We start from the raw sequence: 23,717 nt of genomic DNA, 5'->3' as shown, positions 1-23,717 counted from the left end.
CATGGCGGCAACCGAACAACAACACGAACGGGCCCTGGAAATATTTCTCGATGAGCGCCCCGAGCTGCGCATCGAGTTGGACCACCTCAACCCGCTGCTGGCCCAGGCCAAGGGCGAGACAGCCGCGCAGTACCGCGCCGAACGGTTGCATGAAGCCTTCGAAGCCGAGGCCGAGCGCCTGGGCCTGTTTGCCTGGGAACTGACCCTGCAACTGACCGCCGCCTCGCCTCAGGACTACCAGGCCCAGCGCCTGGAGGTGCACAAGGAAGTGGCGGAGATGGCGGGGATGGAATGGGCGGAGTATTGCGAGTTGCATGGCTTAAAGGCTAAGCACTGACCACCTGTGGCGAGGGAGCTTGCTCCCGCTGGGCTGCAAAGCAGCCCCCATTCATTCTCAGTGGTTCGCCTGACATACTCCCTTGGCAGGTTTTGGGGCCGCTGCGCGACCCAGCGGGAGCAAGCTCCCTCGCCACAGGGTCAACCTCCAAAGATCTCGCCCGTTCCTCACAATCGCCCCACCGCCCATAAAGCTTTATCATGGCCGCAGTTTTGCTGATCGGGTCTGTCATGAAGTTCGCCATCGCGCTGTTTTCCGCCGCCCATGCGCCCTCCTCGCGCCGTGCCTTGCTGTTTGCCCAGGCGGCGCTGGCGGGTGGGCATGAGATCGTGCGGCTGTTTTTCTATCAGGACGGCGTCTATAACGCCTGCGCCAGTGTCGTCACGCCTCAGGATGAACAAGACCTGCCCCAGCAGTGGCGAACCTTTGTCAGCGACAACCAGCTCGACGGCGTGGTCTGCATCGCGGCGGCGTTGCGTCGTGGGGTGTTGAACGAGGAAGAGGCCCAGCGCTACCAGCGTTCGGCGGCCAGTGTCGAGGCGCCCTGGGCCTTGTCCGGACTGGGTCAGTTGCACGATGCGATCCAGGACGCCGACCGTCTGATCTGTTTTGGAGGCGCGTGATGGCCAAGTCTTTATTGCTCATCAGCCGCCAGGCCCCATGGTCGGGCCCCGGCGCCCGTGAAGCGCTGGACATCGTCCTGGCCGGCGGTGCGTTCGACCTGCCTATCGGCCTGCTGTTTCTCGATGACGGAGTGTTCCAGCTCACAACTGGCCAAAACGCCAAGGCGGTCCAGCAAAAGGACCTGAGCGCCAACCTGCAGGCGTTGCCGATGTTCGGCGTCGAGGACCTGTTCCTCTGTGCCGACAGCGCCGCCGAACGGGGTATCGCCACTGATACCCTGGCGCTGGGCGACGTGAAAGCACTGACCGCGCCGCAAATCGCCGTGCTCATTGACCGTTACGACCAGGTGATCACCCTCTGATGTCGACTTTGCATGTGTTGTCTCATTCGCCCTTCGGCGACAACCGCCTCGCCAGTTGCCTGCGGGTACTGGGCAATCAGGATGCGCTGCTGCTGTGCGGCGACGCGACGTACGCGTTGCAACCGGGCAGCCCACCGTTTGAAGTGTTGCAGGCCGCTGGCGTAAACCTGTTCGTGCTCGCCGAAGACCTCCAGGCCCGCGCTCTGGACACGCCAGACTGGGCCGAAGCCATCAACTACTCAGGTTTCGTCGAGCTGTCGATCGAGCACGACAAGGTCAACACCTGGTTATGAAGACGCTGAACGTGGGCGACCGCGCCATCGCGCTGGACAAGGACGGCTACCTGGCCGACCTTGACGACTGGTCGGCCGAGGTCGCCACGGCCCTGGCAACCGCCGAAGACATCGAACTGAGCCCCGAACACTGGGAGATCCTCGAACTGCTGCGCGGCTTCTACAACGAATTCCAGCTCTCCCCCGCGACCCGGCCGCTGATCAAGTACACGGCACTGAAATTGGGCGCGGACAAAGGCAACAGCCTGCACCTGAACCGATTGTTCAAAGGCACTCCCGCCAAACTCGCCGCCAAGCTGGCGGGCCTGCCCAAACCGACGAATTGCTTATGACCGACTTTCCATCGCTGACCCTTGAGACCCCGGCCGAACACCCGTTCGCCCAGTTCGTGCGCATCCTTGGCAAAGGCAAGCGCGGCGCCCGCAACCTGACTCGCGAGGAAGCCCGCGAAGCCATGGGCCTGGTGCTCGACGAAAAGGTCGAGGACACCCAGCTTGGCGCCTTCCTGATGCTGCTGCGACACAAGGAAGAAAGTGCCGAGGAAATGGCCGGTTTCACCGAAGCCCTGCGTGAACGCCTGGTGGTCCCGGCGTTGGCGGTGGACCTCGACTGGCCGACCTACGCCGGCAAGAAACGCCATTTGCCGTGGTACCTGCTGGCGGCCAAGTGCCTTGGGCAGAACGGCGTGCGGATTTTCATGCACGGCGGCGGCGCTCACACGGCAGGCCGGCTCTACACCGAACAATTGCTGGGCTTGCTGCAGATCCCACTGTGCCGGGATTGGCAGCAGGTCGGCAGCGCGCTGGACAACGGCGGCCTGGCCTTCATGCCGCTGGTGGACTGGGCGCCGCAAATGCAGCGGATGATCGACCTGCGCAACACCCTGGGCCTGCGCTCGCCGATCCACTCCCTGGCACGCATCCTCAATCCACTGGCGGCCCGTTGCGGCTTGCAAAGCATTTTCCACCCGGGGTATCAGGCCGTGCACCGCGATGCCAGCGGTTTGCTCGGTGATACCGCCATCGTCATCAAGGGCGACGGCGGCGAGATCGAAATCAACCCGGACGCCGACAGCCACCTGTACGGCACCACCGGCGGCGTCAGCTGGGACGAAGAATGGCCGCGATTGGCCGAGCAGCGCCACGTCAAACCGGAAAACCTCGATCCCGAGCACTTGAAGGCGATCTGGCGTGGCGACGTCGAGGACAGCTACCCACAACTGGCGCTGATCGCCACCATGGCCCTGGCCTTGCGTGGCCTGGGCCTGGCGCGCGAAGAAGCGTTCGACAAAGCCCGGCAGCATTGGGATGCCCGGGATCGTTCGATTTAACCGATCATTAGCGCCCAACCTTTGCGCTTTTACTTCAAACCTATCGGAATAGACTCGCCTCCAACGTTTATTGGCCGAGGAGATCGAGATGGGTTTGTTAGTCGAGGGCCGCTGGCAGGATCAGTGGTATGAAAGCAAGGACGGCACCTTCCAGCGCGAACAAGCGCAACGCCGCCACTGGGTGACCGCCGACGGCAGCGCCGGCCCCTCGGGCGACAGCGGTTTTGCCGCCGAGGCCGGGCGCTACCATTTGTATGTCTCCCTGGCCTGCCCCTGGGCTCACCGCACGCTGATCTTGCGCAAGCTCAAGGGCCTGGAAGACTTGATCGATGTGTCGGTGGTCAGCTACCTGATGCTGGAAAACGGCTGGACCTTCGACAAGGCCCACGGCTCCACTGGCGACAAACTCGACAACCTGAGCTTCCTGCATCAGCGCTACACCGCCGACACGCCGGACTACACCGGCCGCGTCACCGTGCCGGTGCTGTGGGACAAACGCCAACAACGCATCGTCAACAATGAATCGGCGGAAATCATCCGCATGTTCAACAGTGCCTTCGACGGCTTGACCGGCAACGGCCTGGACCTGTATCCCGAACACCTGCGCCGCGATATCGACGCCTTGAACGAGCGGATCTACCCGGCGGTGAACAACGGTGTGTACCGGGCCGGATTCGCCACGACCCAAGCGGCCTATGAAGAAGCCTTCGACCGGTTATTTGCCGAGCTCGATTGGCTGGAGGCGTTGCTGGCAACCCGCCGTTACCTGGCTGGCGAATACCTGACCGAGGCGGATATTCGCCTATTCACTACGATCATCCGCTTCGACGCGGTGTACTTCGGCCACTTCAAATGCAACCTGCGGCGCATCGCCGATTATCCGAACCTGTCGAACTGGCTGCGGGAGTTGTACCAGTGGCCAGGCATTGCCGAGACCGTGGATTTCGCCCACATCCAGGGCCACTACTACGGCAGCCACAAGACCATCAACCCCAATGGGATCGTGCCCAAGGGGCCGAAGCAGGACTTTACGGTCGCCCATGATCGGGGAAGGTTGAGTGGGAAAGGGATTTGGCGTGGGGCTGGGGATTGATCCTGGGTTTTCGCTGTATTTGAGGACCTCTTCGCGAGCAAGCTCGCTCCCACAGTGGACCATGTTTGAATACAGTCCACTGTGGGAGCGAGCTTGCTCGCGATTGGGGACAACGCGGTCTTCAGACCTGCCCCTGAGCCCCTTCAAACCACGCCAGCTTCTCGCGCAGTTGCACCACTTCCCCAACGATCACCAGGGTCGGCGCATGCACTTCGTGCTCGGCCACCAGCCGTGGCAAGTCCGCCAAAGTTCCGGTAAAGACCCGTTGGTTGGACGTCGTGCCCTGCTGGATCAACGCCGCTGGCGTATCCGCCGCACGGCCATGCTTGATCAGCTCGCTGCAGATCATCGGCAGGCCGACCAAGCCCATGTAGAACACCAGCGTCTGCGCCGGCGATACCAGGTCGGCCCATGGCAAGTCGCTGGTGCCGTCCTTGAGATGGCCGGTGATGAAACGCACCGATTGGGCGTAGTCGCGATGGGTCAGTGGGATCCCGGCGTAGGCCGCGCAACCACTGGCCGCGGTGATGCCCGGGACGACCTGGAACGGGATGCCATGGGCCGCCAGTTCTTCGATCTCTTCGCCGCCGCGCCCGAAGATGAACGGATCGCCGCCCTTCAACCGCACCACTCGCTTACCTTGTCGGGCCAGGTCCACCAATTGCTGGTTGATCTGGTCCTGGGGCACGGCGTGTTCGGAGCGGCGCTTGCCAACGTAGATGCGCTCGGCGTCGCGCCGGCACAGTTCAAGGATCGCCGGCGCCACCAGGCGGTCGTACAGCACCACGTCTGCCTGCTGCATCAAGCGCAAGGCGCGAAAGGTCAACAGGTCCGGATCGCCGGGCCCGGCCCCCACCAGATAAACTTCGCCCGGCGCGTTCGGCGCCTGGCCATCGATCTTTTCCCGCAGCAGGCGCTCGGCTTCAGCGCCCTGCCCGGCCAGTTGCCGGTCAGCGATAGGGCCCTGGAACACTTCTTCCCAGAACGCCCGTCGTTGCTGCACATCGGGAAACAAGCCTTTGACCTGGCTGCGAAAACGCGCCGCCAGCCCAGCCAACTGCCCGTAGGTCGACGGAATCCAGGTTTCCAGCTTGGCCCGGATCAGCCGCGCCAGCACCGGCGCGTCGCCGCCGCTGGACACCGCGATCACCAAGGGTGAGCGGTCGACGATCGCCGGGAAGATCACGCTGCACAGGGCCGGCGCGTCCACCACGTTGACCGGCACGCAACGCTTATGAGCATCGGCCGAGACCTGGGCATTGAGCGGTTCGTCGTCGGTGGCGGCGATGACCAAACCGCAGCCGTCCAGATCCGTCTCGACGTAACCACGCAGGATGCATTCACCGCCGCTGCCACTGACCAGTTCCCGCAACTGCGGTTCGATGTCGGGTGCGACCACCCGCAGCAACGCGCCGGCATCAGCCAGCAGGCGGGACTTGCGCAAGGCAATCTCCCCGCCGCCGACCACCAGCACGCGGCTGCCGCGCAGGTTGTGGAACAGTGGCAAATAGTCCATTTAGCCGATGACCTCGATGCCGCCCATGTAGGGCTTCAACACTTCAGGCACACGGATCGAACCGTCGGCCTGCTGGTAGTTTTCCAGCACGGCCACCAGGGTACGACCCACCGCCAGGCCGGAGCCATTAAGGGTGTGGACCAGTTCCGGCTTACCGGTTTCCGGATTGCGGAAACGCGCCTGCATGCGGCGGGCCTGGAAGTCGCCGCAGTTGGAGCACGAGGAAATCTCGCGGTACTTGTCCTGGCTCGGGATCCAGACTTCCAGGTCGTAGGTCTTGACCGCGCTGAAGCCCATGTCACCGGTGCACAGCGCCAGGGTGCGATACGGCAGTTCCAGCAGTTGCAGGACCTTCTCGGCGTTGGCGGTCAGGCTTTCCAGCGCTTCCATGGATTTCGACGGCTCGACAATCTGGACCATCTCGACCTTGTCGAACTGGTGCTGGCGGATCATGCCGCGGGTGTCACGACCCGACGCCCCGGCTTCACTGCGGAAGCACGGCGTGTGGGCGACGAACTTGATCGGCAGTTGCTTGGCGTCGACGATTTCGCCGGCCACGATGTTGGTCAGCGACACTTCGGCGGTCGGGATCAGGTACAGGTCAGCCTCGCCTTCGCGGCTGATCTTGAACAGGTCTTCCTCGAACTTCGGTAACTGACCGGTGCCTTGCAGCGCCGGCGCCTGGACCAGGTAAGGCGTGTAGGCCTCTTCGTAGCCATGCTCGGTGACGTGCAGGTTGATCATGAACTGCGCCAGGGCCCGGTGCAGACGGGCAATCGGCCCGCGCAGCAAGGCAAAACGAGCGCCCGACAGCTTGGCGGCGGTTTCGAAGTCCAGCCAGCCGAATTTCTCGCCCAGGGCCACGTGGTCCTGCACCGGGAAATCGAAGGCTTTCGGCGTGCCCCAACGGCGCACTTCGACGTTGCCCTCTTCGTCTTCACCGACCGGTACCGATTCGTGAGGCAGGTTCGGGATGCCCAGCAGGATCGAATCCAGCTCGGTCTGGATCGCGTCCAGCTCGACCTTGCCAGCGCTCAATTCGCCCGCCATGCGCTCGACATCGGCCATCAACGGCGCGATGTCTTCACCGCGCTGCTTGGCCTGGCCGATGGACTTGGAGCGCGCGTTACGTTCAGCCTGCAGGGCTTCGGTGCGGGTCTGGACGGTCTTGCGCTGTTCTTCCAGCGCTTCGATGCGCGCGACGTCCAGGGCAAAGCCACGGGAAGCCAGGCGGTCCGCTACGTCCTGAAGGTTGCTACGTAACAGTTTGGAATCGAGCATGTCGGTCTCTCGTTATCAAAGTTTGGTCAAGGACAGGCCAGCCCAGGTCGCGAGCAGCCCGCCGAATACGCTGATGGCCGCATAGCCCAGGGCCAGCGGCACCTGCCCGCTTTCCAGCAGGCGCACCGTATCCAGTGAAAAGGATGAAAAAGTCGTCAGGCCGCCGAGAAAGCCAACCATCAGCCCGGCACGCACCTCGATGGGCACTTCCGGGCGAATCAAAAACAGACCGTATAGAACGCCGATCAGCAGACAGCCCACGATATTAACGGCCAGCGTCGCGGTATAGAAGTGCCGGGGCCAATTTGCATTGACCCAATTGCCAGTGGCGAAGCGCAACAACGTGCCGGCAACACCGCCGGCAGAGACTGCAAGAATCAAAGGGATCAAGGTTTTCTCCGCTGCCGTGGGCTGAGGCGATCCAGTTGCGCCAGGTGGTTGAGTTTCTCGCCGATCTTCAGCTCAAGGCCACGGGGGACCGGCTGGTAAAACCGCTGGGGTTCGAGCTCATCAGGAAAATAGTCTTCACCGGCGGCATAGGCGTCCGGCTCATCGTGGGCGTAACGGTATTCCTCGCCGTAGCCCAGTTGCTTCATGAGCTTGGTCGGCGCGTTGCGCAGGTGCAGCGGCACCTCGAGCGAGCCGTGCTCGGTAGCGCTGCGCATCGCCGCCTTGAAGCCCATGTACACGGCGTTGCTCTTCGGCGCGCACGCCAGGTAGGTGATCGCCTGGGCCACGGCCAGCTCACCTTCCGGGCTGCCGAGGCGCTCCTGCACGTCCCAGGCCGCCAGACACAGGCTCAGCGCCCGCGGGTCGGCATTGCCGATGTCTTCGCTGGCCATGCGCACCACCCGACGCGCCAGGTACAGCGGATCGCAGCCGCCGTCGATCATGCGCGCAAACCAGTACAAGGCCGCGTCGGGGTTGGAACCGCGGATGGACTTGTGCAGCGCCGAAATCTGGTCGTAGAACGCCTCGCCACCTTTGTCGAAGCGCCGGCGGGTATCGCCCAGCAGGCTTTGCAGCAGCTCGACGCCAATCTCGCTGTCGTCTTCGGCCAGGTCCGAGGCGTTTTCCAGCAGGTTGAGCAGGCGCCGGCCGTCGCCATCGGCGGCTGAAAACAGGATCTGGAAGCCTTCATCGCTGAGGCTCAAATGCCGCTTGCCCAGGCCGCGCTCCTCGGTCAGCGCGCGATGCACCAGCTTGCGCATCGCCATCTCGTCAAGGCTCTTGAGCACATAGACCCGCGCTCGCGACAGCAAGGCGTTGTTGAGTTCGAACGAGGGGTTTTCGGTGGTCGCGCCGATGAAAATCAGCGTGCCGTCTTCGACGTAGGGCAGGAACGCGTCCTGTTGGGACTTGTTGAAACGGTGGACTTCGTCGACGAACAGGATCGTGCGCTTGCCGTATTGCCCGGCCTGCTGCTTGGCCACTTCCACCGCCTGGCGGATCTCCTTGACCCCGGCCAGCACCGCCGACACCGTTTCGAAATGCGCGTCCGAGACTTCCGCCAGCAGTCGCGCCAGGGTGGTCTTGCCCACGCCAGGCGGACCCCAGAAGATCATCGAGTGCAACGCACCCTGCTCCAAGGCCTCGCGCAGAGGCTTGCCACGGGCGAGCACATGTTCCTGGCCGACATACTCATCCAGGTTGGTCGCGCGCAGGCGGGCGGCCAATGGCTGGGCAATCGGGGCGCTTCGAAACAGGTCCATGATTACTACAAAACCTCCGCTGGGTCCTGATGCCGATTCTCTCTGCAGAGCAGATCTGTGGGAGCAGACCTGTGGGAGCAAGGCTTGCCCGCGATACAGACACCTCGGTGTATCTGGTAGACCGAGGCGCTGCAATCGCGGGCAAGCCTTGCTCCCACAGACCAATTCCCACAGACCATTCCTACAGGCCATTTCCCACAGGGGGTCTTGGGTTTATTCCTGGATCACGTCCGCACCCTTGGGGATGTCGAACTTGAACTTGGATGCCGCGATCGGCTCGTTGGCCTTGACCCCGGTGAACAGGATATTGGTGCGCTGGCCGACACTGTCGATCAGTTGCATGTCGTTGACCAGGCCGTTGCGGAACGACAGGCGCAGGCTGTCGAACAGGCTGTCCTTGGTCTTGGGCTTGAGGGTGAAGTCAATCACGCCACCGGCCTCCTTGGAGGTGATCTCGAAGCTCTGGCTGATCTCGGAAATGTCACCGGAGAGCAGCAGTGCCGGCGTCTGGGTCAGGCGCTGGTCGAGGGTCTTGATGGTGACCTGCTCCAGATCCGGGTCCCACAGGGAAACTTTCTTGCCGTCGGAGACCATCAGTTGCTCGGCTGGCGCATCGGTGTGCCAGTAGAACAGGCCTGGACGCTGCAGCGCCATGTCGCCAGCGGTTTCCTGCAACTGGGTACCACTGCCATCGAGGGTCAACTGGGAGAAACGCGCCGTCAGGGTCTGGGAGCCTCCCAGCAATTGGGTCAGGCGAGCCACGTCCTTTTCGCCGGCGTGGGCCGACAAAGTAGACAAGGCCAGTACGGGCAACAGCAACATGCGAATCAGGCGCATGGGAGTCCTCATGAAGTCGTGGGGGTCGAGCGGCGTGTCAGCAGGCCGCCCGGGTCGTTAGTCGCGCATCGGGCCCGGCGCCAGTACTTCACGCGAGCCGTTGGTGTTCATGGCCGTCACCACCCCGGCCATTTCCATGGCTTCGATCATGCGGGCGGCGCGGTTGTAGCCAATCTTCAGCTTGCGCTGAACGGCAGAAATCGAGGCCCGGCGGCTCTCCAGGACGAACTGCACCGCTTCGTCGTAGAGCGCATCGGTTTCAGCATCGTCGTCACCGCCGCCACTGCTGCCCTCGAAACCGCTGCCGGCTTCTTCGACACCGTTGAGGATGTCGTCGTTGTATTCAGGAGCGCCACGCAGTTTCCAGGCCTCCACCACGCGATGCACTTCGTCGTCGGAGACGAACGCGCCATGCACTCGAATCGGCAGGCTGGTGCCCGGCGGCATGTAGAGCATGTCACCGTGGCCAAGCAGTTGCTCGGCGCCGCCCTGGTCGATGATGGTCCGCGAGTCGATCTTGCTCGACACCTGGAACGCCATGCGGGTCGGGATGTTGGCCTTGATCAGGCCGGTGATCACGTCCACCGACGGCCGCTGTGTGGCGAGGATCAGGTGGATACCGGCCGCACGGGCCTTCTGGGCGATACGGGCGATCAGCTCTTCGACCTTCTTGCCGACGATCATCATCATGTCGGCGAATTCGTCCACCACCACCACGATGGTCGGCAGCTTGTGCAGCAGCGGCGCTTCGTCGTGAATGCTTTCGCGGTGATACAACGGGTCAGTCAACGGCGTACCGGCTTCTTCGGCTTCCTTGACCTTGGCGTTGAAGCCCGACAGGTTGCGCACGCCCATCTTCGCCATCAGCTTGTAGCGACGCTCCATCTCGGCGACGCTCCAACGCAAGGCGTTGGCGGCGTCCTTCATGTCGGTGACCACCGGGCACAGCAGGTGCGGGATGCCCTCGTAGATCGACAGCTCGAGCATTTTCGGGTCGATCATGATCAGCTTGGCGTCTTCCGGGCCGGACTTGAACAGAATCGACAGGATCATCGCGTTCACGCCCACCGATTTACCGGAACCGGTGGTACCGGCCACCAGCAGGTGAGGCATTTTCGCCAGGTCGGTGATGACCGGCTTGCCACCGATGTCGTGGCCCAGGGCCAGGGTGACCGGCGACTTGTGGTTGTCATACTCAGGCGTCGACAACACTTCGGAGAAGCGCACGATCTGCCGGTCTTCGTTGGGAATCTCGATGCCCACGGTGGTCTTGCCGGGAATCACTTCCACCACCCGCACGCTGGTCACGGCCAGGGAACGCGCCAGGTCCTTCGCGAGGTTGGAGATGCGGCTGACCTTCACGCCGGCGGCCGGCTGGATTTCGTAGCGGGTGATCACCGGGCCCGGGTGAATCGAGTCCACCGAGACCTCGACACCGAACTCCTTGAGCTTGATCTCCAGCAGATGGCCGACGGCCGCCAGGGATTCGGGGGAATAGTTGAGCTGTTTCTTCTCGGCCGGGTCCAGGATCGAGATCGGCGGCAAGGTGCCTTCCACCGCACTGTCGACGAACAGCGGCGCCTGTTTCTCTTTCTGCACGCGCTTGCTCTGCTCCGGCGGCTTGGCCGGGGCCATGGTGATGACCGGCGGCACCTGCTTCTCGCGCTCGGACATGTGCTTGCTCAACGCCTGCTCACGCTCGATCAGGCGCTCCTTGACCTTGGCCTGCTCGCGCTTGTCCGGCGTCGTCGGGGCCACCACGTCGTGGACCCGGTCGTCGACTTCACGCAGTTGCGCCACCAGTTGCTTGCGCTCGGTACGCGCCGCCCACCAGCGGTTCATGGCGCCCTGGATCAGTTCGATCAGGTCGAGGGTGATCTTGCCGGTGACGTCCATGACCTTGAACCAGGACAGGTCGGTGAATACCGTCAGGCCGAACAGGAACAGGGCGATGAACAGCAGCGTGCTGCCCTGGATGTTCAAGGCGTTCCGGGCCAGGTCGCCGAGGCTTTCCCCCAGCGCCCCGCCCGCCCCGGCCGGCAAGCCGGTGGGCACGTGGAAATGGATATGGGCCAGCGCGGCCCCCGACAACACCAGGAACACCAGGCCGATCAGGCGCCAGGAGAACAGCCAGCCACTCCACTGCCACGGCTCGTGGCGCTGGCGGAAGATCTGGTAGGCCTTGATCGCCAGCAGCAGCGGGAAGATGTAGGCGAAATAGCCCAGCACCATGAACAGGATGTCGGCGCTGTAGGAACCGGCCGGACCGCCGAAATTCTGCACGTCGTCGATCTTGCTGTTATGGCTCCAGCCCGGATCGTCCTTGCCGTAGGTCAGCAGGGCCATCATCAGGAACAGGCACAGGGCACCGATGGCGATCAACGCACCTTCCTTGAGCCGGTAGTGCAATTGCTGGCGCCAGAGCGGAACGACTGGTTTGGGTGCTGCGGTGGATTTCTTCAAAACGCTTCTTTTCCTGCGCCAACGGCGCGTCCATCTGTTGAATGACTATAAAAAACTGCCCATGACGAGCAGGTAAAAAAGTGAATGTGCACAACCGGTACTACTTTTACCACTGTGAGGTGCATCCAGAAAACCGCAGGTGTTGCCGAAGATTTTGATCTTTAGCCCATCCTGCGTTCAAAACTCAAGCATTGTACGGGTTTGTCCGCGCCAAGGCATTGCCTGACAGCATAGCCGGATACAGGGTGTACACGCGCCAATTGGACCATGCATTCTCTTTTGTGACAAAGGCTTATGAGGTGTTTTTTATGAGCGAAGTGAAGCATTCACGCCTGATCATTCTCGGTTCCGGCCCTGCGGGGTACAGCGCGGCCGTCTATGCTGCCCGCGCCAACCTCAAACCCGTTGTCATTACCGGCCTGCAGGCCGGTGGCCAGCTCACCACCACGGTGGAAGTCGACAACTGGCCCGGCGATGTCGAAGGCCTGACGGGCCCAGTACTGATGGAACGCATGCAACGGCACGCCGAGCGCTTCGACACGCAGATCGTCTACGACCATGTCCACACCGCCAAGTTGCAACAGCGCCCATTCGAATTGATCGGCGACAGCGGCACCTACACCTGTGATGCGCTGATCATTGCCACCGGTGCCTCGGCCCAATACCTGGGGCTGCCGTCGGAAGAAAGCTTCGCCGGCAAAGGGGTTTCGGCGTGTGCGACCTGCGATGGCTTTTTCTATCGCAACCAGGTGGTGGCCGTGGTCGGCGGCGGCAATACCGCAGTCGAGGAGGCCCTGTACCTGTCGAACATCGCCAGGGAAGTGCACCTGATCCACCGTCGCGACAAGCTGCGTTCAGAGAAGATCCTGCAGGACAAACTCTTCGAAAAGGCCGCCAGCGGCAATATCAAGCTGCACTGGAACCAGAACCTGGATGAAGTCCTGGGCGACGCCAGCGGCGTGACTGGCGCGCGCCTGCGCCACAGTGAGACCGGCGAAACCAGCACCCTGTCCCTGGCCGGCGTGTTCATTGCCATCGGCCATAAACCCAATACCGAACTGTTCCAGGGCCAGTTGAAGATGCGTGACGGCTACCTGCTCGTGCGTGGCGGCAGCGAAGGCAACGCCACCGCGACCGATATCGAAGGCGTGTTCGCCGCCGGCGATGTGGCCGACCACGTCTATCGCCAGGCGATTACCTCCGCCGGCGCCGGATGCATGGCCGCACTCGACGCAGAGAAGTATCTCGATGACATCCCTGCCGTTTGACGGTTAACCTTCCAGGCGGGCGCTCGCCGATGGGCGAAGCCCGCCACCTGCCGCCCTCCCCTTCTACTAAACCGGATACCCATGCTGACCTGGTTACAACGTAACAGCTTCGAGTTCCCGCCACTGGCAAAAGCCATGCGCGACCCCAATGGGTTATTGGCCGCCGGTGGCGATCTATCCGCCGACAGGCTGATCCAGGCCTATCGCCATGGTTGCTTCCCATGGTTTTCCGAAGGGCAGCCGATCCTCTGGTGGTCGCCGGACCCGCGCACGGTGCTGTTTCCCGACGAACTGCACATATCCCGCAGCCTGGGCAAACTGCTGCGCAAGCAGCGCTATGAAGTCACGTTCGATCGGGATTTTGCGGCGGTCATCCAGGCCTGCGCCGCGCCGCGGGACTATGCCGAGGGCACCTGGATCACCGACGCCATGCAAACCGCTTATCTGGAACTGCACCGACGCGGTTTCGCCCACTCGGTGGAAGTGTGGGACCAAGGGGCGTTGGTGGGCGGCCTGTATGGCTTGGCCATGGGCCAGCTGTTTTTTGGCGAGTCCATGTTCAGCCGGGCCGACAATGCGTCGAAATTCGGCTTCGCGAGGCTGGTCCAACACCTCAAGGCCGCAGGTTTCGTGCTGATCGACTGCCAGATGCCCACCGAACACCTGCACAGCCTCGGCGCACGGTCGATCCCACGCAGTGAGTTTGCTGGTTATCTAAAGGCGCATCTGGACCAACCCAACCATGCGACATGGGTTTGCTGAGCGACATTCGCGCTCCTGGCTTACAATTAAATTCAAAGCTTATCCCGAGGGTCGATCATGACCGAGTTGGCGCGTTTGAAGTTCTATGCCACTCAGCCCCACTCTTGCAGTTACCTGCCGGAGGAGCAGGCCACGACGCTGTTCCTCGACCCTAGCCAGCCCATGGATGTGCATGTCTACGCAGACCTGTCGGAAATGGGCTTTCGTCGCAGCGGCGATCACCTCTACCGGCCCCATTGCCAGCACTGCAACGCCTGCGTCCCGGCGCGCATCCCCGTGGCGCAATTTTTGCCCAATCGCCAGCAGAAACGCATTTTCAAGCGCAACGCCGACCTGCAGGTCCGTCCGGCCAAGCCGCAGTTCACCGAAGAATATTTCGACCTGTACCAGCGCTACATCGAACAACGCCATGCCGATGGCGACATGTACCCGCCCAGTCGGGATCAGTTCTCGACCTTCCTGGTGCGTGACCTGCCGTTTTCTCGCTTCTACGAGTTCCGCCTGGACGGACGCCTGGTCGCCATCGCCGTCACGGACCTGCTGCCCAATGGGCTGTCGGCGGTGTACACCTTCTACGAGCCGGACGAAGAACGGCGCAGCCTGGGGCGCTTTGCCATCCTCTGGCAAATCAACGAAGCCCGGCGCCTGGGACTGGAAGCGGTGTACCTGGGCTACTGGATCAAGAACTGCAAGAAAATGAACTACAAGACCCAATATCGCCCCATTGAACTGCTGATTAACCAGCGGTGGGTTGTCCTGAGTTAGACCCCTTCGGCTTAAAAGCTAGAACCCCTTGGCTTGAACCCCCTTTTTCGGGCACAATGCACGCCGCTTTTGCCTGGCGCAGTTGCACCGGGCCATTCACTGGATACCGAGGGCTTTACTGCATGTCGAAAGAAGACAGCTTCGAAATGGAAGGCACTGTCGTCGACACCCTGCCCAACACCATGTTTCGTGTGGAGTTGGAAAATGGGCACGTCGTAACCGCGCATATCTCCGGCAAGATGCGCAAGAACTACATTCGTATTCTTACCGGTGACAAAGTGCGCGTCGAGCTGACGCCCTATGACTTGAGCAAAGGGCGCATCACTTACCGCGCTCGCTAACAAGTCAATACAAAACGCCCGGCTGATGCCGGGCGTTTTTGTTTGTGGGAGCCAAGCTTGCTCGCGATAGCGGTGGGTCAGTTTGCATAAGTGCCAAATGGGCCACTGCCATCGCGAGCAAGCTTGGCTCCCACAGGGAACTAGCGGTGAGACTCAATCTTGTGCCTTACCCAAGACAACTGTGGGAGCGAGCTTGCTCGCGATAGCGGTGGGTCAGTACGCATCGATGCCGAATGGGCCGACACCATCGCGAGCAAGCTCGCTCCCACAAGGGATTGGCGGTGAAACATAATCTTGCCATGCCCACAACAGGGCATGGTGTGGGCATGGAATAGCAAAAAGGCGCCTTTCGGCGCCTTTTGCTGTGTTGCGACTAACGGTCAGGCCATTTCGGCCGTGGTTTCGAAGTCGAAGGTCAGTTCGCCGTCCTTGATGTCGATGTGAACCACACCGCCATGTTCGGCCAGTTCGCCAAAGAGGATTTCCTCGGCCAGCGGACGCTTGATCTTGTCCTGGATCAAGCGAGCCATCGGCCGCGCACCCATCGTCACATCGTAACCACCCTCTGCCAGCCAACTGCGGGCCGCATCGGTGACTTCCAGCAATACACGCTTGTCTTCGAGCTGCGCCTGAAGTTCGGTGAGGAACTTGTCCACCACGCTCTTGATGACTTCATGGCTGAGGCGACCAAACTGGATAATGGTGTCCAGGCGGTTGCGGAATTCAGGCGTGAAGCTCTTCTTGATCACTTCCATCGCATCGGACGAGTGGTCCTGATGGGTGAAACCGATCGAAGCGCGAGCCGCGGTTTCGGCACCGGCGTTCGTGGTCATGATGATGATCACGTTGCGGAAGTCCGCCTTGCGTCCGTTGTTATCGGTGAGCGTACCGTGGTCCATGACCTGCAGGAGCAAGTTGAAGACTTCCGGATGCGCCTTCTCGATTTCGTCGAGCAACAATACGCAGTGTGGCTGCTTGGTGATGGCTTCGGTCAGCAGGCCGCCCTGGTCGAAACCGACATAGCCTGGAGGCGCACCGATCAGACGCGACACGGTGTGGCGCTCCATGTACTCGGACATGTCGAAGCGAACCAGCTCGATGCCCATCGCCTTGGCCAACTGCCGTGCGGCCTCGGTCTTGCCGACACCGGTCGGACCGGCGAACAGGAACGAACCCACCGGTTTGTCCGGCGATTTGAGACCGGCGCGGGACAGCTTGATGGCGGTCGACAGCGAGTCGATGGCCGCATCCTGGCCGAACACCGTCAGCTTCAGGTCACGCTCCAGGTTACGCAGCAACTCCTTATCGGAACTGGTGACGTGTTTAGGCGGAATCCGCGCGATTTTCGCCACGATGTCCTCGACCTGAGGGACTTCGATGCGCTTGACGCGTTTCTCCACCGGTTGCAGGCGCTGGTAGGCACCCGCTTCGTCGATGACGTCGATGGCCTTGTCCGGCATGTGCCGGTCGTTGATGTAACGCGAGGCCAGCTCAGCCGCCGCGCGCAGGGCTTCATCGCTGTATTCGATGTTGTGGTGCAGCTCGAAACGCCCTTTCAGGCCGCGCAGGATACCAATGGTGTCTTCCACCGAAGGCTCCGACACATCGACCTTCTGGAAACGCCGGGCCAAGGCACGGTCTTTCTCGAAGATCCCGCGGAATTCCTGGAACGTGGTCGAGCCGATGCAACGGATATCACCCGACGACAGCAACGGCTTGAGCAGGTTCGACGCATCCATGACCCCGCCCGACGCTGCACCAGCACCAATAATGGTGTGGATTTCGTCGATGAACAGGATCGCTTGCGGACGTTTTTTCAACTCGCCGAGCAACGCCTTGAAGCGTTTCTCGAAATCGCCGCGGTACTTGGTACCGGCCAGCAAGGCACCCAGGTCGAGGGAATACACCACGCTGTTGGCCAGCAGGTCCGGCACCTGGTTGTCGACGATGCGCTTGGCCAGGCCTTCGGCGATTGCGGTCTTGCCCACACCCGCCTCGCCCACCAGCAATGGGTTGTTCTTGCGACGCCGAGCCAGGATCTGGGCAACACGCTCGACTTCCGCTTCGCGCCCGACCAGTGGGTCAATGCGGCCCTGGCGTGCCAGTTCGTTCAGGTTGCTGGCATAGGCATCCAATGGGTTGCCTGAAGAAGAAGACTCACCGCCCTCGTCGTCCTGCATATCCTGCTCACCCTCGGAATGATCGCCATGCCCCGGCACCTTGGAAATGCCATGGGCGATGTAGTTGACGACATCGATACGCGCAACGCTCTGCTGCTTGAGCAGGAACACCGCCTGGCTTTCCTGCTCGCTGAAGATGGCAACCAGCACGTTGGCGCCGGTGACTTCACGTTTGCCCGAGCTCTGCACATGGAAGACAGCACGCTGCAGGACACGCTGGAAGCCCAGGGTTGGCTGGGTTTCGCGATCCTCGTCATGGACGGGGATCAGTGGCGTGGTGGAGTCGATGAACTCCTGCAGATCATGCTTGAGTTTGTCGAGGTTCGCGCCGCAGGCACGCAAAACGGTGGCGGCAGCCTCGTTATCCAATAGGGCCAGCAGCAGGTGTTCGACGGTCATGAATTCATGACGCTTCGAACGAGCCTCCTTGAAGGCAAGATTGAGGGTGACTTCGAGCTCGCGGTTTAACATAGCTTCACCTCATACCCAAGTGGTCGGCGTTAACCGTCCTTCTCGATTTCACAGAGTAGCGGATGCTGGCTTTCCCGGGCGTACTGGTTGACCTGCATGGCCTTAGTCTCGGCGATGTCGCGGGTAAACACTCCACATACTGCCCGTCCCTCTGTATGGACGGCCAGCATGACCTTGGTCGCCAGCTCCCGATTCAGGTTAAAAAACACCTCGAGCACTTCGACGACGAAATCCATCGGTGTGTAGTCATCGTTGAACAAAACCACCTTGTACATCGGTGGCGCCTGTAATGCAGGCTTTGCTTCCTGAACAGCAATGCCTGCGGAATCGTCGTCGTGTAGATCCGGGCGATCCTGATTGAATGTTAGTCGAATCTGGCTGACTGCATGCATGGAAAGAAAGGTTCGTTTAGTTGGCGAATACAGTGATGGGGGCGCTTGTGGGCGATTTCAACCACGACCACCCGGCCACCTTGACTATCGGCAAAACGGTGTTACAACCAATAGAGCCCATCGTGGGTTAAAAAGGTCCGTGGAATCTATCCTTACTTCAAGATTAGCCTGCGGATGGACTGGATGATACTCCAGTGATGGAGTGCGTTGCAGAGGGAAATGGCTTATGTCGGTCGTCAAGATGAATGGCAAGGTGAAATGGTTCAACAATGCCAAGGGCTACGGTTTCATTATCGCAGCCGGCAGGGACGATGAAGACCTTTTCGCCCATTACTCGGCCATCAACATGGAAGGCTATAAAACCCTGAAGGCCGGACAACCTGTAACGTTCGACGTCATCCAGGGACCCAAGGGCCTGCACGCGGTCAACATCAGGCTTGTCACCGCCGAAGATGTGCCCGCCCCTGTCAATGTCAGGGTCACCGAGACTCATTGACCGGCCGCCGCACCGGACAAATGAAAATGCCCGACTCGATCACTCGAGCCGGGCATTCGCGCTGAGCGCCGATTCGCTTACATGTGCGAGATCAGGGCATCACCGAAGCCCGAGGACGACACCAGCTTGGCACCCTCCATCAGGCGTTCGAAGTCATAGGTCACGGTCTTGGCCGAAATCGCGCCGTTGGTGCCCTTGATGATCAGGTCGGCCGCTTCGGTCCAACCCATGTGACGCAGCATCATTTCCGCCGAGAGGATCAGCGAGCCCGGGTTGACCTGGTCCTTGCCGGCATACTTGGGCGCGGTACCGTGGGTGGCTTCGAACATTGCCACGGTGTCGGACAGGTTGGCGCCCGGCGCAATACCGATACCGCCCACTTCCGCCGCCAGGGCGTCGGACAGGTAGTCACCGTTCAGGTTCAGGGTGGCGATCACGTCATATTCAGCCGGACGCAGCAGGATCTGCTGCAACATCGCATCGGCGATGGCGTCCTTGACGATGACGTTCTTGCCGGTCCTCGGGTTCTTGAACTGCATCCACGGCCCGCCGTCGAGCAGGGTCGCGCCGAACTCCTCGGCCGCCACTTCGTAGGCCCATTCCTTGAAGGCACCTTCGGTGAACTTCATGATGTTGCCTTTATGCACGATGGTCAGCGACTCGCGGTCGTTGTCGACAACATATTGCAAGGCTTTGCGAGCCAGGCGCTTGGTGCCCTGCTTGGAAACCGGCTTGACGCCGATGCCGCAGTCCTCGTCGAAACGGATCTTGGTCACACCCATTTCTTCTTTCAGGAACTTGATGACCTTGGTGGCTTCAGCCGAACCGGCTTTCCACTCGATGCCAGCGTAGATGTCCTCGGAGTTCTCGCGAAAGATCGTCATGTCCACGTCGCCAGGCTTCTTGACCGGGCTTGGCACGCCTTCGAACCAGCGCACCGGACGCAGGCACACGTACAGGTCGAGCTGCTGGCGCAGGGCCACGTTCAGCGAACGGATACCACCGCCCACCGGCGTGGTCAGCGGGCCCTTGATGGAAACCACGTAATCCTTGACCGCGTCCAGGGTTTCCTGGGGCAGCCAGGTGTCCTGGTCGTAGACTTGAGTCGCTTTCTCACCGGCATAGACTTCCATCCAGGAAATCTTGCGCTTGCCGCCATAGGCCTTCTGAACCGCAGCGTCCACAACCTTGATCATGACCGGACTGATATCGACGCCAATGCCGTCGCCTTCGATGAAGGGGATGATCGGGTTGTCGGGAACATTAAGAGAATGGTCTGCATTGACGGTGATTTTGTCACCGACGGCTGGAACCTGAATCTTTTGATACCCCATGCTGAACTCCATTGCTTGGATTGAACATCTGGCTGCGTTCGAGCGTACCCCAGTTGAATCGGCGCGCAAACCCTACGTTAGGCTCATCCGGGGTAAAGGGTTGCAGTTCACGGTGTACAACCCTGAAAACCAAGGGAAAAGCGCCAAACATGAGCATAGTCCGCTCCTTGGGTACTGCGACGTTTAGACCAATGGACGTGTACGGAAGTCTATGAACCATCGGCAGATTGCCAGCTACCTATGTATAATGCCGCCGCTGACCACAGGGTCACGCTGGCTGAGCGCTCTATCACAGGACTTTCCGCCAGTTTAAAAGCCGGACCGTTACCGCGGCCCAACCGCTTGACGCTCGACTGATGCACCCAACATCACCGCGAAGAAACCTCGACATTCGGTTCACGGATGACTTTGAACGAACGCGCTTACCCGGCGCCCCTCGAGTTTCTGCGCATGCTTTAGCAAAGAAGAGAGTTAATCCGAATATGCCCACCCGCTCGAAGATCATCTATACCTTCACCGACGAAGCGCCCGCCCTCGCCACCTATTCGCTGCTGCCGATCGTCGAAGCCTTTACCGCTTCGGCCGATATCGCCGTGGAAACCCGCGATATCTCCCTCGCAGGGCGCATCCTGGCCAGCTTCCCCGAGCAACTGGGTGACAAAGCCGTAGCCGACCACCTCGCCGAACTGGGCGACCTGGCCGTTACGCCTGAAGCCAACATCATCAAGCTGCCGAACATCAGCGCCTCGGTGCCGCAACTGCAGGCCGCGATCAAGGAATTGCAGGCCCAGGGCTATGCGCTGCCGGACTACCCGGAAACCGTGAGCAGCGACGCAGAGAAAGACGCTCGCGCCCGCTACGACAAGATCAAGGGCAGCGCCGTGAACCCGGTCCTGCGCGAAGGCAACTCCGACCGTCGCGCACCACTGTCGGTCAAGAACTACGCCCGCAAGCACCCGCACAAAATGGGCGCCTGGGCAGCCGACTCCAAGTCCCATGTAGCCCACATGAGCACCGGCGATTTCTACGGCAGCGAAAAAGCCGCCCTGATCGACGCCGCCGGCAGCGTGAAAATCGAGCTGATCGCCCAGGACGGCACTGCCACTGTCCTGAAGGAAAAAACCACCGTACAAGCCGGTGAGATCCTCGACTGCGCCGTGATGAGCAAAAACGCCCTGCGCGACTTCATCGCCGCTGAAATCGAAGACGCCAAGCAAAAAGGCGTCCTGCTGTCGGTTCACCTCAAAGCCACCATGATGAAGGTCTCCGACCCGATCATGTTCGGCCAGATCGTTGCCGAGTTCTATAAAGACGCCCTGGCCAAGCACGCCCAAGTGCTGGAGCAGATCGGCTTCAACCTGAACAACGGCATCGGCGACCTGTACGCCCGCATCAAGGCCCTGCCGGCCGAGCAGCAGGCGCAGATCGAAGCTGACATCCAGGCGGTCTACGCGGCACGCCCATCCCTGGCGATGGTCAACTCCGACAAAGGCATCACCAACCTGCACGTGCCGAGCGACGTCATCGTCGACGCCTCGATGCCGGCCATGATCCGTGACTCCGGCAAGATGTGGGGCACCGACGGCCAACTGCACGACACCAAGGCCGTGATCCCGGATCGCTGCTACGCCACCATCTACCAGGCGGTGATCGAAGACTGCAAACAACACGGCGCCTTCGACCCAACCACCATGGGCAGCGTGCCGAACGTTGGCCTGATGGCCAAGAAAGCCGAAGAGTACGGCTCCCACGACAAGACCTTCCAGATCAAGGTCGACGGCGTGGTCCGTGTTTCGGACAACAACGGTCGCACCCTGCTGGAGCAGAGCGTCGAAGCTGGCGACATCTTCCGCATGTGCCAGACCAAGGACGCGCCGATCCAGGACTGGGTCAAACTGGCCGTCAACCGCGCCCGCGCCAGCAGCACCCCGGCGATCTTCTGGCTGGACCCGATGCGCGCCCATGACGGCGTCGTGATCGAGAAGGTCCAGACTTACCTGAAGGACTACGAGACTGCCGGCCTGGACATCCGCATCATGTCGCCGGTCGACGCGATGAAGTTCACCCTGGCCCGCACCCGCGAAGGCAAGGACACCATCTCGGTGACCGGCAACGTACTGCGCGACTACCTGACCGACCTGTTCCCGATCATGGAACTGGGCACCAGCGCCAAGATGCTGTCGATCGTGCCGCTGATGAACGGCGGTGGCCTGTTCGAAACCGGCGCTGGCGGCTCGGCACCCAAGCATGTGCAGCAGTTGCTGGAAGAGAACTTCCTGCGCTGGGATTCCCTGGGCGAGTTCCTGGCCCTGGCCGCGTCCCTCGAGCACCTGGGCGTGACCTACAACAACCCCAAAGCACTGGTGCTGGCCAAGACCCTGGACCAGGCTACCGGTGAGTTCCTGGACCGCAACAAGTCGCCTTCGCGCAAGGTCGGCGGCATCGACAACCGCGGCAGCCACTTCTACCTGACCCTGTTCTGGGCCCAGGCACTGGCCGCCCAGGACGACGACGCAGCCCTCAAGGCTCAGTTCGCTTCCCTGGCCAAGACATTGACCGACAACGAAGAAAAAATCGTTGCCGAGCTCAATGCCGTGCAAGGCAAGCCCGTGGACATCGGCGGTTACTACTTCGCCAACCCGGAACTGACCAGCAAGGCCATGCGCCCGAGCAACACCTTCAACGCGGCGATTGCTGCGCTGGTGTAAGGTTGTAAGGAAGCACCACAAACCCCGGCCTTGTGCCGGGGTTTGTGTTTCTGGCATCTAGAACCCACCCCTGTGGGAGCGAGCTTGCTCGCGATTGCAATTCATCATTCAATTCAAATATTGACTGACACACCGCTATCGCGAGCAAGCTCGCTCCCACAGTTGGATTGAAGTACAACCGGCAGAAACAGGCCGGCCGTTAGGCCGCCTCGCGAGCAAGCTTTGCTCCCACAGATCTGACGGGTGTACGACCGGGAGAATCAGGTCGGCTGTTAGGCCGCCTCGCGAGCAAGCTTTGCTCCTACAGATCTGATGGGTGTACGACCGGGAGAACCAGGTCGGCTACTAGGCCGCCTCGCGGTGGACGTTGATCTGGGGCGCCCCCTTAACCACGATGGCCGAACGCAGGCATTGCGCAGTGGGCATCCCGGCATGGATGCCGGGATAGCCGCGCTGGGCCATGGATGGCCCTTCGCGGCGGCCCACGGAGCAATGCCGGAGTGAGGGCATGCCGAGCCCAAGCGAGGCACCGAATGGTGGGGCAAAAGCGCTTTGGTTACTTTCGACTGGGCCGGCTTCCGGGCTTTTCGAAAGTGACCCGCCGTCAGGGCGGAACCCTAAGCGGCCGTTACTACAAAAACGGATATGTACTCGATCCCCCCCAATCTGAGCAATGAAGGAACCTTATGAACTGGCAACCCCACATCACCGTCGCCACCATCGTCGAAGACAACGGCCGCTTCCTGATGGTGGAAGAATCCAAGGCCGGACGCACGGTACTCAACCAGCCCGCCGGCCACCTGGACCCCAACGAAACCCTGATCGAAGCCGCCGTACGCGAAACCCTGGAAGAAACCGGCTGGGACGTCGAACCCACCAGCGTCACCGGCATTTACCTGTACACCGCCCCCAGCAACGGCGTGACCTACCAGCGCGTCTGTTTCGCCGCCAAAGCCTTGAAACACCATCCCGAGTATCAACTGGACGACGGCATCCTCGGCGCCAAATGGCTGACCCGCGACGAACTGCTCGAGCAGCGCGAGCACTGGCGCAGCGAGCTGATCATCCGCTGCATCGACGATTATCTGGCCGGCCACCGCCACAGTCTGACGCTGATCCGTCCTTCTCTTTAGCCTTGCGCGCCCGGGCCTGA

24 protein-coding genes are annotated in these 23,717 nt (G+C 61.3%); 14 read left to right on the top strand and 10 right to left on the bottom strand.

Annotation, left to right across the window (positions count from 1 at the left end):
- Nucleotide 1: 1 nt before the first annotated feature.
- The 7 genes from Q7F16_RS14945 (at nt 2) to Q7F16_RS14915 (ending at nt 4,038) form a co-directional block, all read left to right on the top strand.
- Nucleotides 2-337, top strand: coding sequence for a DUF6388 family protein (locus Q7F16_RS14945; protein ID WP_079302248.1), 336 nt, complete (start codon nt 2-4; stop codon nt 335-337).
- A 230-nt stretch (nt 338-567) separates the two neighbouring features.
- Nucleotides 568-960 carry a sulfurtransferase complex subunit TusD gene (gene tusD / locus Q7F16_RS14940; protein WP_013693700.1) on the top strand — a complete coding sequence of 131 codons (393 nt, stop codon included), beginning with the start codon at nt 568-570 and terminating at the stop codon, nt 958-960.
- Nucleotides 960-1,322, top strand: coding sequence for a sulfurtransferase complex subunit TusC (gene tusC, locus Q7F16_RS14935; protein WP_409557181.1), 363 nt, complete (start codon nt 960-962; stop codon nt 1,320-1,322). The genes tusD and tusC overlap by 1 nt, the downstream gene beginning before the upstream one ends.
- Nucleotides 1,322-1,615 (top strand): sulfurtransferase complex subunit TusB, encoded by a 294-nt coding sequence (gene tusB / locus Q7F16_RS14930; RefSeq protein ID WP_003203312.1) that lies wholly within the window; start codon nt 1,322-1,324, stop codon nt 1,613-1,615. Before tusC ends, tusB begins: the two co-directional genes overlap by 1 nt.
- A complete protein-coding gene (locus Q7F16_RS14925; protein ID WP_046064135.1) occupies nt 1,612-1,947 on the top strand; it encodes a TusE/DsrC/DsvC family sulfur relay protein in 336 nt (111 codons plus the stop codon). Before tusB ends, Q7F16_RS14925 begins: the two co-directional genes overlap by 4 nt.
- A complete protein-coding gene (locus Q7F16_RS14920) occupies nt 1,944-2,945 on the top strand; it encodes a glycosyl transferase family protein (RefSeq protein ID WP_409557182.1) in 1,002 nt (333 codons plus the stop codon). Before Q7F16_RS14925 ends, Q7F16_RS14920 begins: the two co-directional genes overlap by 4 nt.
- Nucleotides 2,946-3,033: 88 nt before the next feature.
- Nucleotides 3,034-4,038 (top strand): glutathione S-transferase family protein, encoded by a 1,005-nt coding sequence (locus Q7F16_RS14915; RefSeq protein WP_409557183.1) that lies wholly within the window; start codon nt 3,034-3,036, stop codon nt 4,036-4,038.
- 121 nt (nt 4,039-4,159) lie between these two features.
- Here Q7F16_RS14915 and cysG read toward each other — a convergent pair whose 3' ends face one another.
- From cysG to Q7F16_RS14885, 6 genes are all read right to left on the bottom strand, one after another.
- Nucleotides 4,160-5,554: a siroheme synthase CysG gene (cysG, locus tag Q7F16_RS14910; protein WP_409557184.1), complete on the bottom strand. Its 1,395-nt coding sequence runs from the start codon at nt 5,552-5,554 to the stop codon at nt 4,160-4,162.
- Entirely contained in the window at nt 5,555-6,835 is a 1,281-nt protein-coding gene (serS, locus tag Q7F16_RS14905; protein ID WP_003203323.1) for a serine--tRNA ligase, read from the bottom strand.
- 15 nt (nt 6,836-6,850) lie between these two features.
- Nucleotides 6,851-7,225, bottom strand: a complete 375-nt coding sequence (gene crcB / locus Q7F16_RS14900) for a fluoride efflux transporter CrcB (protein WP_014337695.1) — start codon at nt 7,223-7,225, stop codon at nt 6,851-6,853.
- On the bottom strand, nt 7,222-8,547 hold the full coding sequence (locus tag Q7F16_RS14895; RefSeq protein ID WP_409557185.1) for a replication-associated recombination protein A: 1,326 nt from the start codon (nt 8,545-8,547) through the stop codon (nt 7,222-7,224). Before Q7F16_RS14895 ends, crcB begins: the two co-directional genes overlap by 4 nt.
- A 213-nt stretch (nt 8,548-8,760) precedes the next feature.
- A complete protein-coding gene (gene lolA, locus Q7F16_RS14890; protein ID WP_003203330.1) occupies nt 8,761-9,384 on the bottom strand; it encodes an outer membrane lipoprotein chaperone LolA in 624 nt (207 codons plus the stop codon).
- 57 nt (nt 9,385-9,441) lie between these two features.
- Nucleotides 9,442-11,847: a DNA translocase FtsK gene (locus tag Q7F16_RS14885; protein WP_095974705.1), complete on the bottom strand. Its 2,406-nt coding sequence runs from the start codon at nt 11,845-11,847 to the stop codon at nt 9,442-9,444.
- 308 nt (nt 11,848-12,155) lie between these two features.
- Between Q7F16_RS14885 and trxB the strand changes: the two genes are divergently transcribed.
- The 4 genes from trxB to infA all read left to right on the top strand — a co-directional run bounded on the left by trxB (nt 12,156) and on the right by infA (nt 14,983).
- Nucleotides 12,156-13,115, top strand: coding sequence for a thioredoxin-disulfide reductase (gene trxB, locus Q7F16_RS14880; protein ID WP_046064961.1), 960 nt, complete (start codon nt 12,156-12,158; stop codon nt 13,113-13,115).
- Between the two features lie 81 nt (nt 13,116-13,196).
- Nucleotides 13,197-13,877: a leucyl/phenylalanyl-tRNA--protein transferase gene (gene aat / locus Q7F16_RS14875; RefSeq protein ID WP_095962334.1), complete on the top strand. Its 681-nt coding sequence runs from the start codon at nt 13,197-13,199 to the stop codon at nt 13,875-13,877.
- Between the two features lie 57 nt (nt 13,878-13,934).
- Nucleotides 13,935-14,642 (top strand): arginyltransferase, encoded by a 708-nt coding sequence (locus tag Q7F16_RS14870; protein WP_014337689.1) that lies wholly within the window; start codon nt 13,935-13,937, stop codon nt 14,640-14,642.
- Between the two features lie 122 nt (nt 14,643-14,764).
- Nucleotides 14,765-14,983 (top strand): translation initiation factor IF-1, encoded by a 219-nt coding sequence (gene infA / locus Q7F16_RS14865; RefSeq protein WP_002553999.1) that lies wholly within the window; start codon nt 14,765-14,767, stop codon nt 14,981-14,983.
- 380 nt (nt 14,984-15,363) lie between these two features.
- Here infA and clpA read toward each other — a convergent pair whose 3' ends face one another.
- Nucleotides 15,364-17,634 carry an ATP-dependent Clp protease ATP-binding subunit ClpA gene (gene clpA / locus Q7F16_RS14860; RefSeq protein WP_003203340.1) on the bottom strand — a complete coding sequence of 757 codons (2,271 nt, stop codon included), beginning with the start codon at nt 17,632-17,634 and terminating at the stop codon, nt 15,364-15,366.
- 29 nt (nt 17,635-17,663) lie between these two features.
- Nucleotides 17,664-18,026 (bottom strand): ATP-dependent Clp protease adapter ClpS, encoded by a 363-nt coding sequence (clpS, locus tag Q7F16_RS14855; protein ID WP_003180089.1) that lies wholly within the window; start codon nt 18,024-18,026, stop codon nt 17,664-17,666.
- A gap of 226 nt (nt 18,027-18,252) precedes the next feature.
- Here clpS and Q7F16_RS14850 point away from each other — a divergent pair, with 226 nt between their 5' ends.
- Nucleotides 18,253-18,522 (top strand): cold shock domain-containing protein, encoded by a 270-nt coding sequence (locus Q7F16_RS14850; RefSeq protein ID WP_018609236.1) that lies wholly within the window; start codon nt 18,253-18,255, stop codon nt 18,520-18,522.
- Nucleotides 18,523-18,599: 77 nt separating this feature from the next.
- Here the strand turns inward: Q7F16_RS14850 and icd are convergent, their stop codons facing one another.
- On the bottom strand, nt 18,600-19,856 hold the full coding sequence (gene icd, locus Q7F16_RS14845) for an NADP-dependent isocitrate dehydrogenase (RefSeq protein ID WP_046064959.1): 1,257 nt from the start codon (nt 19,854-19,856) through the stop codon (nt 18,600-18,602).
- A gap of 482 nt (nt 19,857-20,338) precedes the next feature.
- On the opposite strand from icd, the gene Q7F16_RS14840 reads away from it, so the two are divergent.
- Nucleotides 20,339-22,564 carry an NADP-dependent isocitrate dehydrogenase gene (locus tag Q7F16_RS14840; protein ID WP_409557186.1) on the top strand — a complete coding sequence of 742 codons (2,226 nt, stop codon included), beginning with the start codon at nt 20,339-20,341 and terminating at the stop codon, nt 22,562-22,564.
- A 345-nt stretch (nt 22,565-22,909) separates the two neighbouring features.
- Here the strand turns inward: Q7F16_RS14840 and Q7F16_RS14835 are convergent, their stop codons facing one another.
- Nucleotides 22,910-23,074: a hypothetical protein gene (locus Q7F16_RS14835; protein ID WP_409557207.1), complete on the bottom strand. Its 165-nt coding sequence runs from the start codon at nt 23,072-23,074 to the stop codon at nt 22,910-22,912.
- A 176-nt stretch (nt 23,075-23,250) separates the two neighbouring features.
- Here Q7F16_RS14835 and Q7F16_RS14830 point away from each other — a divergent pair, with 176 nt between their 5' ends.
- Entirely contained in the window at nt 23,251-23,697 is a 447-nt protein-coding gene (locus Q7F16_RS14830; protein ID WP_409557187.1) for an NUDIX hydrolase, read from the top strand.
- Nucleotides 23,698-23,717 lie beyond the last annotated feature (20 nt).

Source organism: Pseudomonas sp. Lb2C2 (assembly GCF_052112205.1).
In the GTDB taxonomy this organism is placed as follows: domain Bacteria; phylum Pseudomonadota; class Gammaproteobacteria; order Pseudomonadales; family Pseudomonadaceae; genus Aquipseudomonas; species Aquipseudomonas kilonensis.
This window is presented reverse-complemented; position numbering and strand designations above follow the sequence as displayed.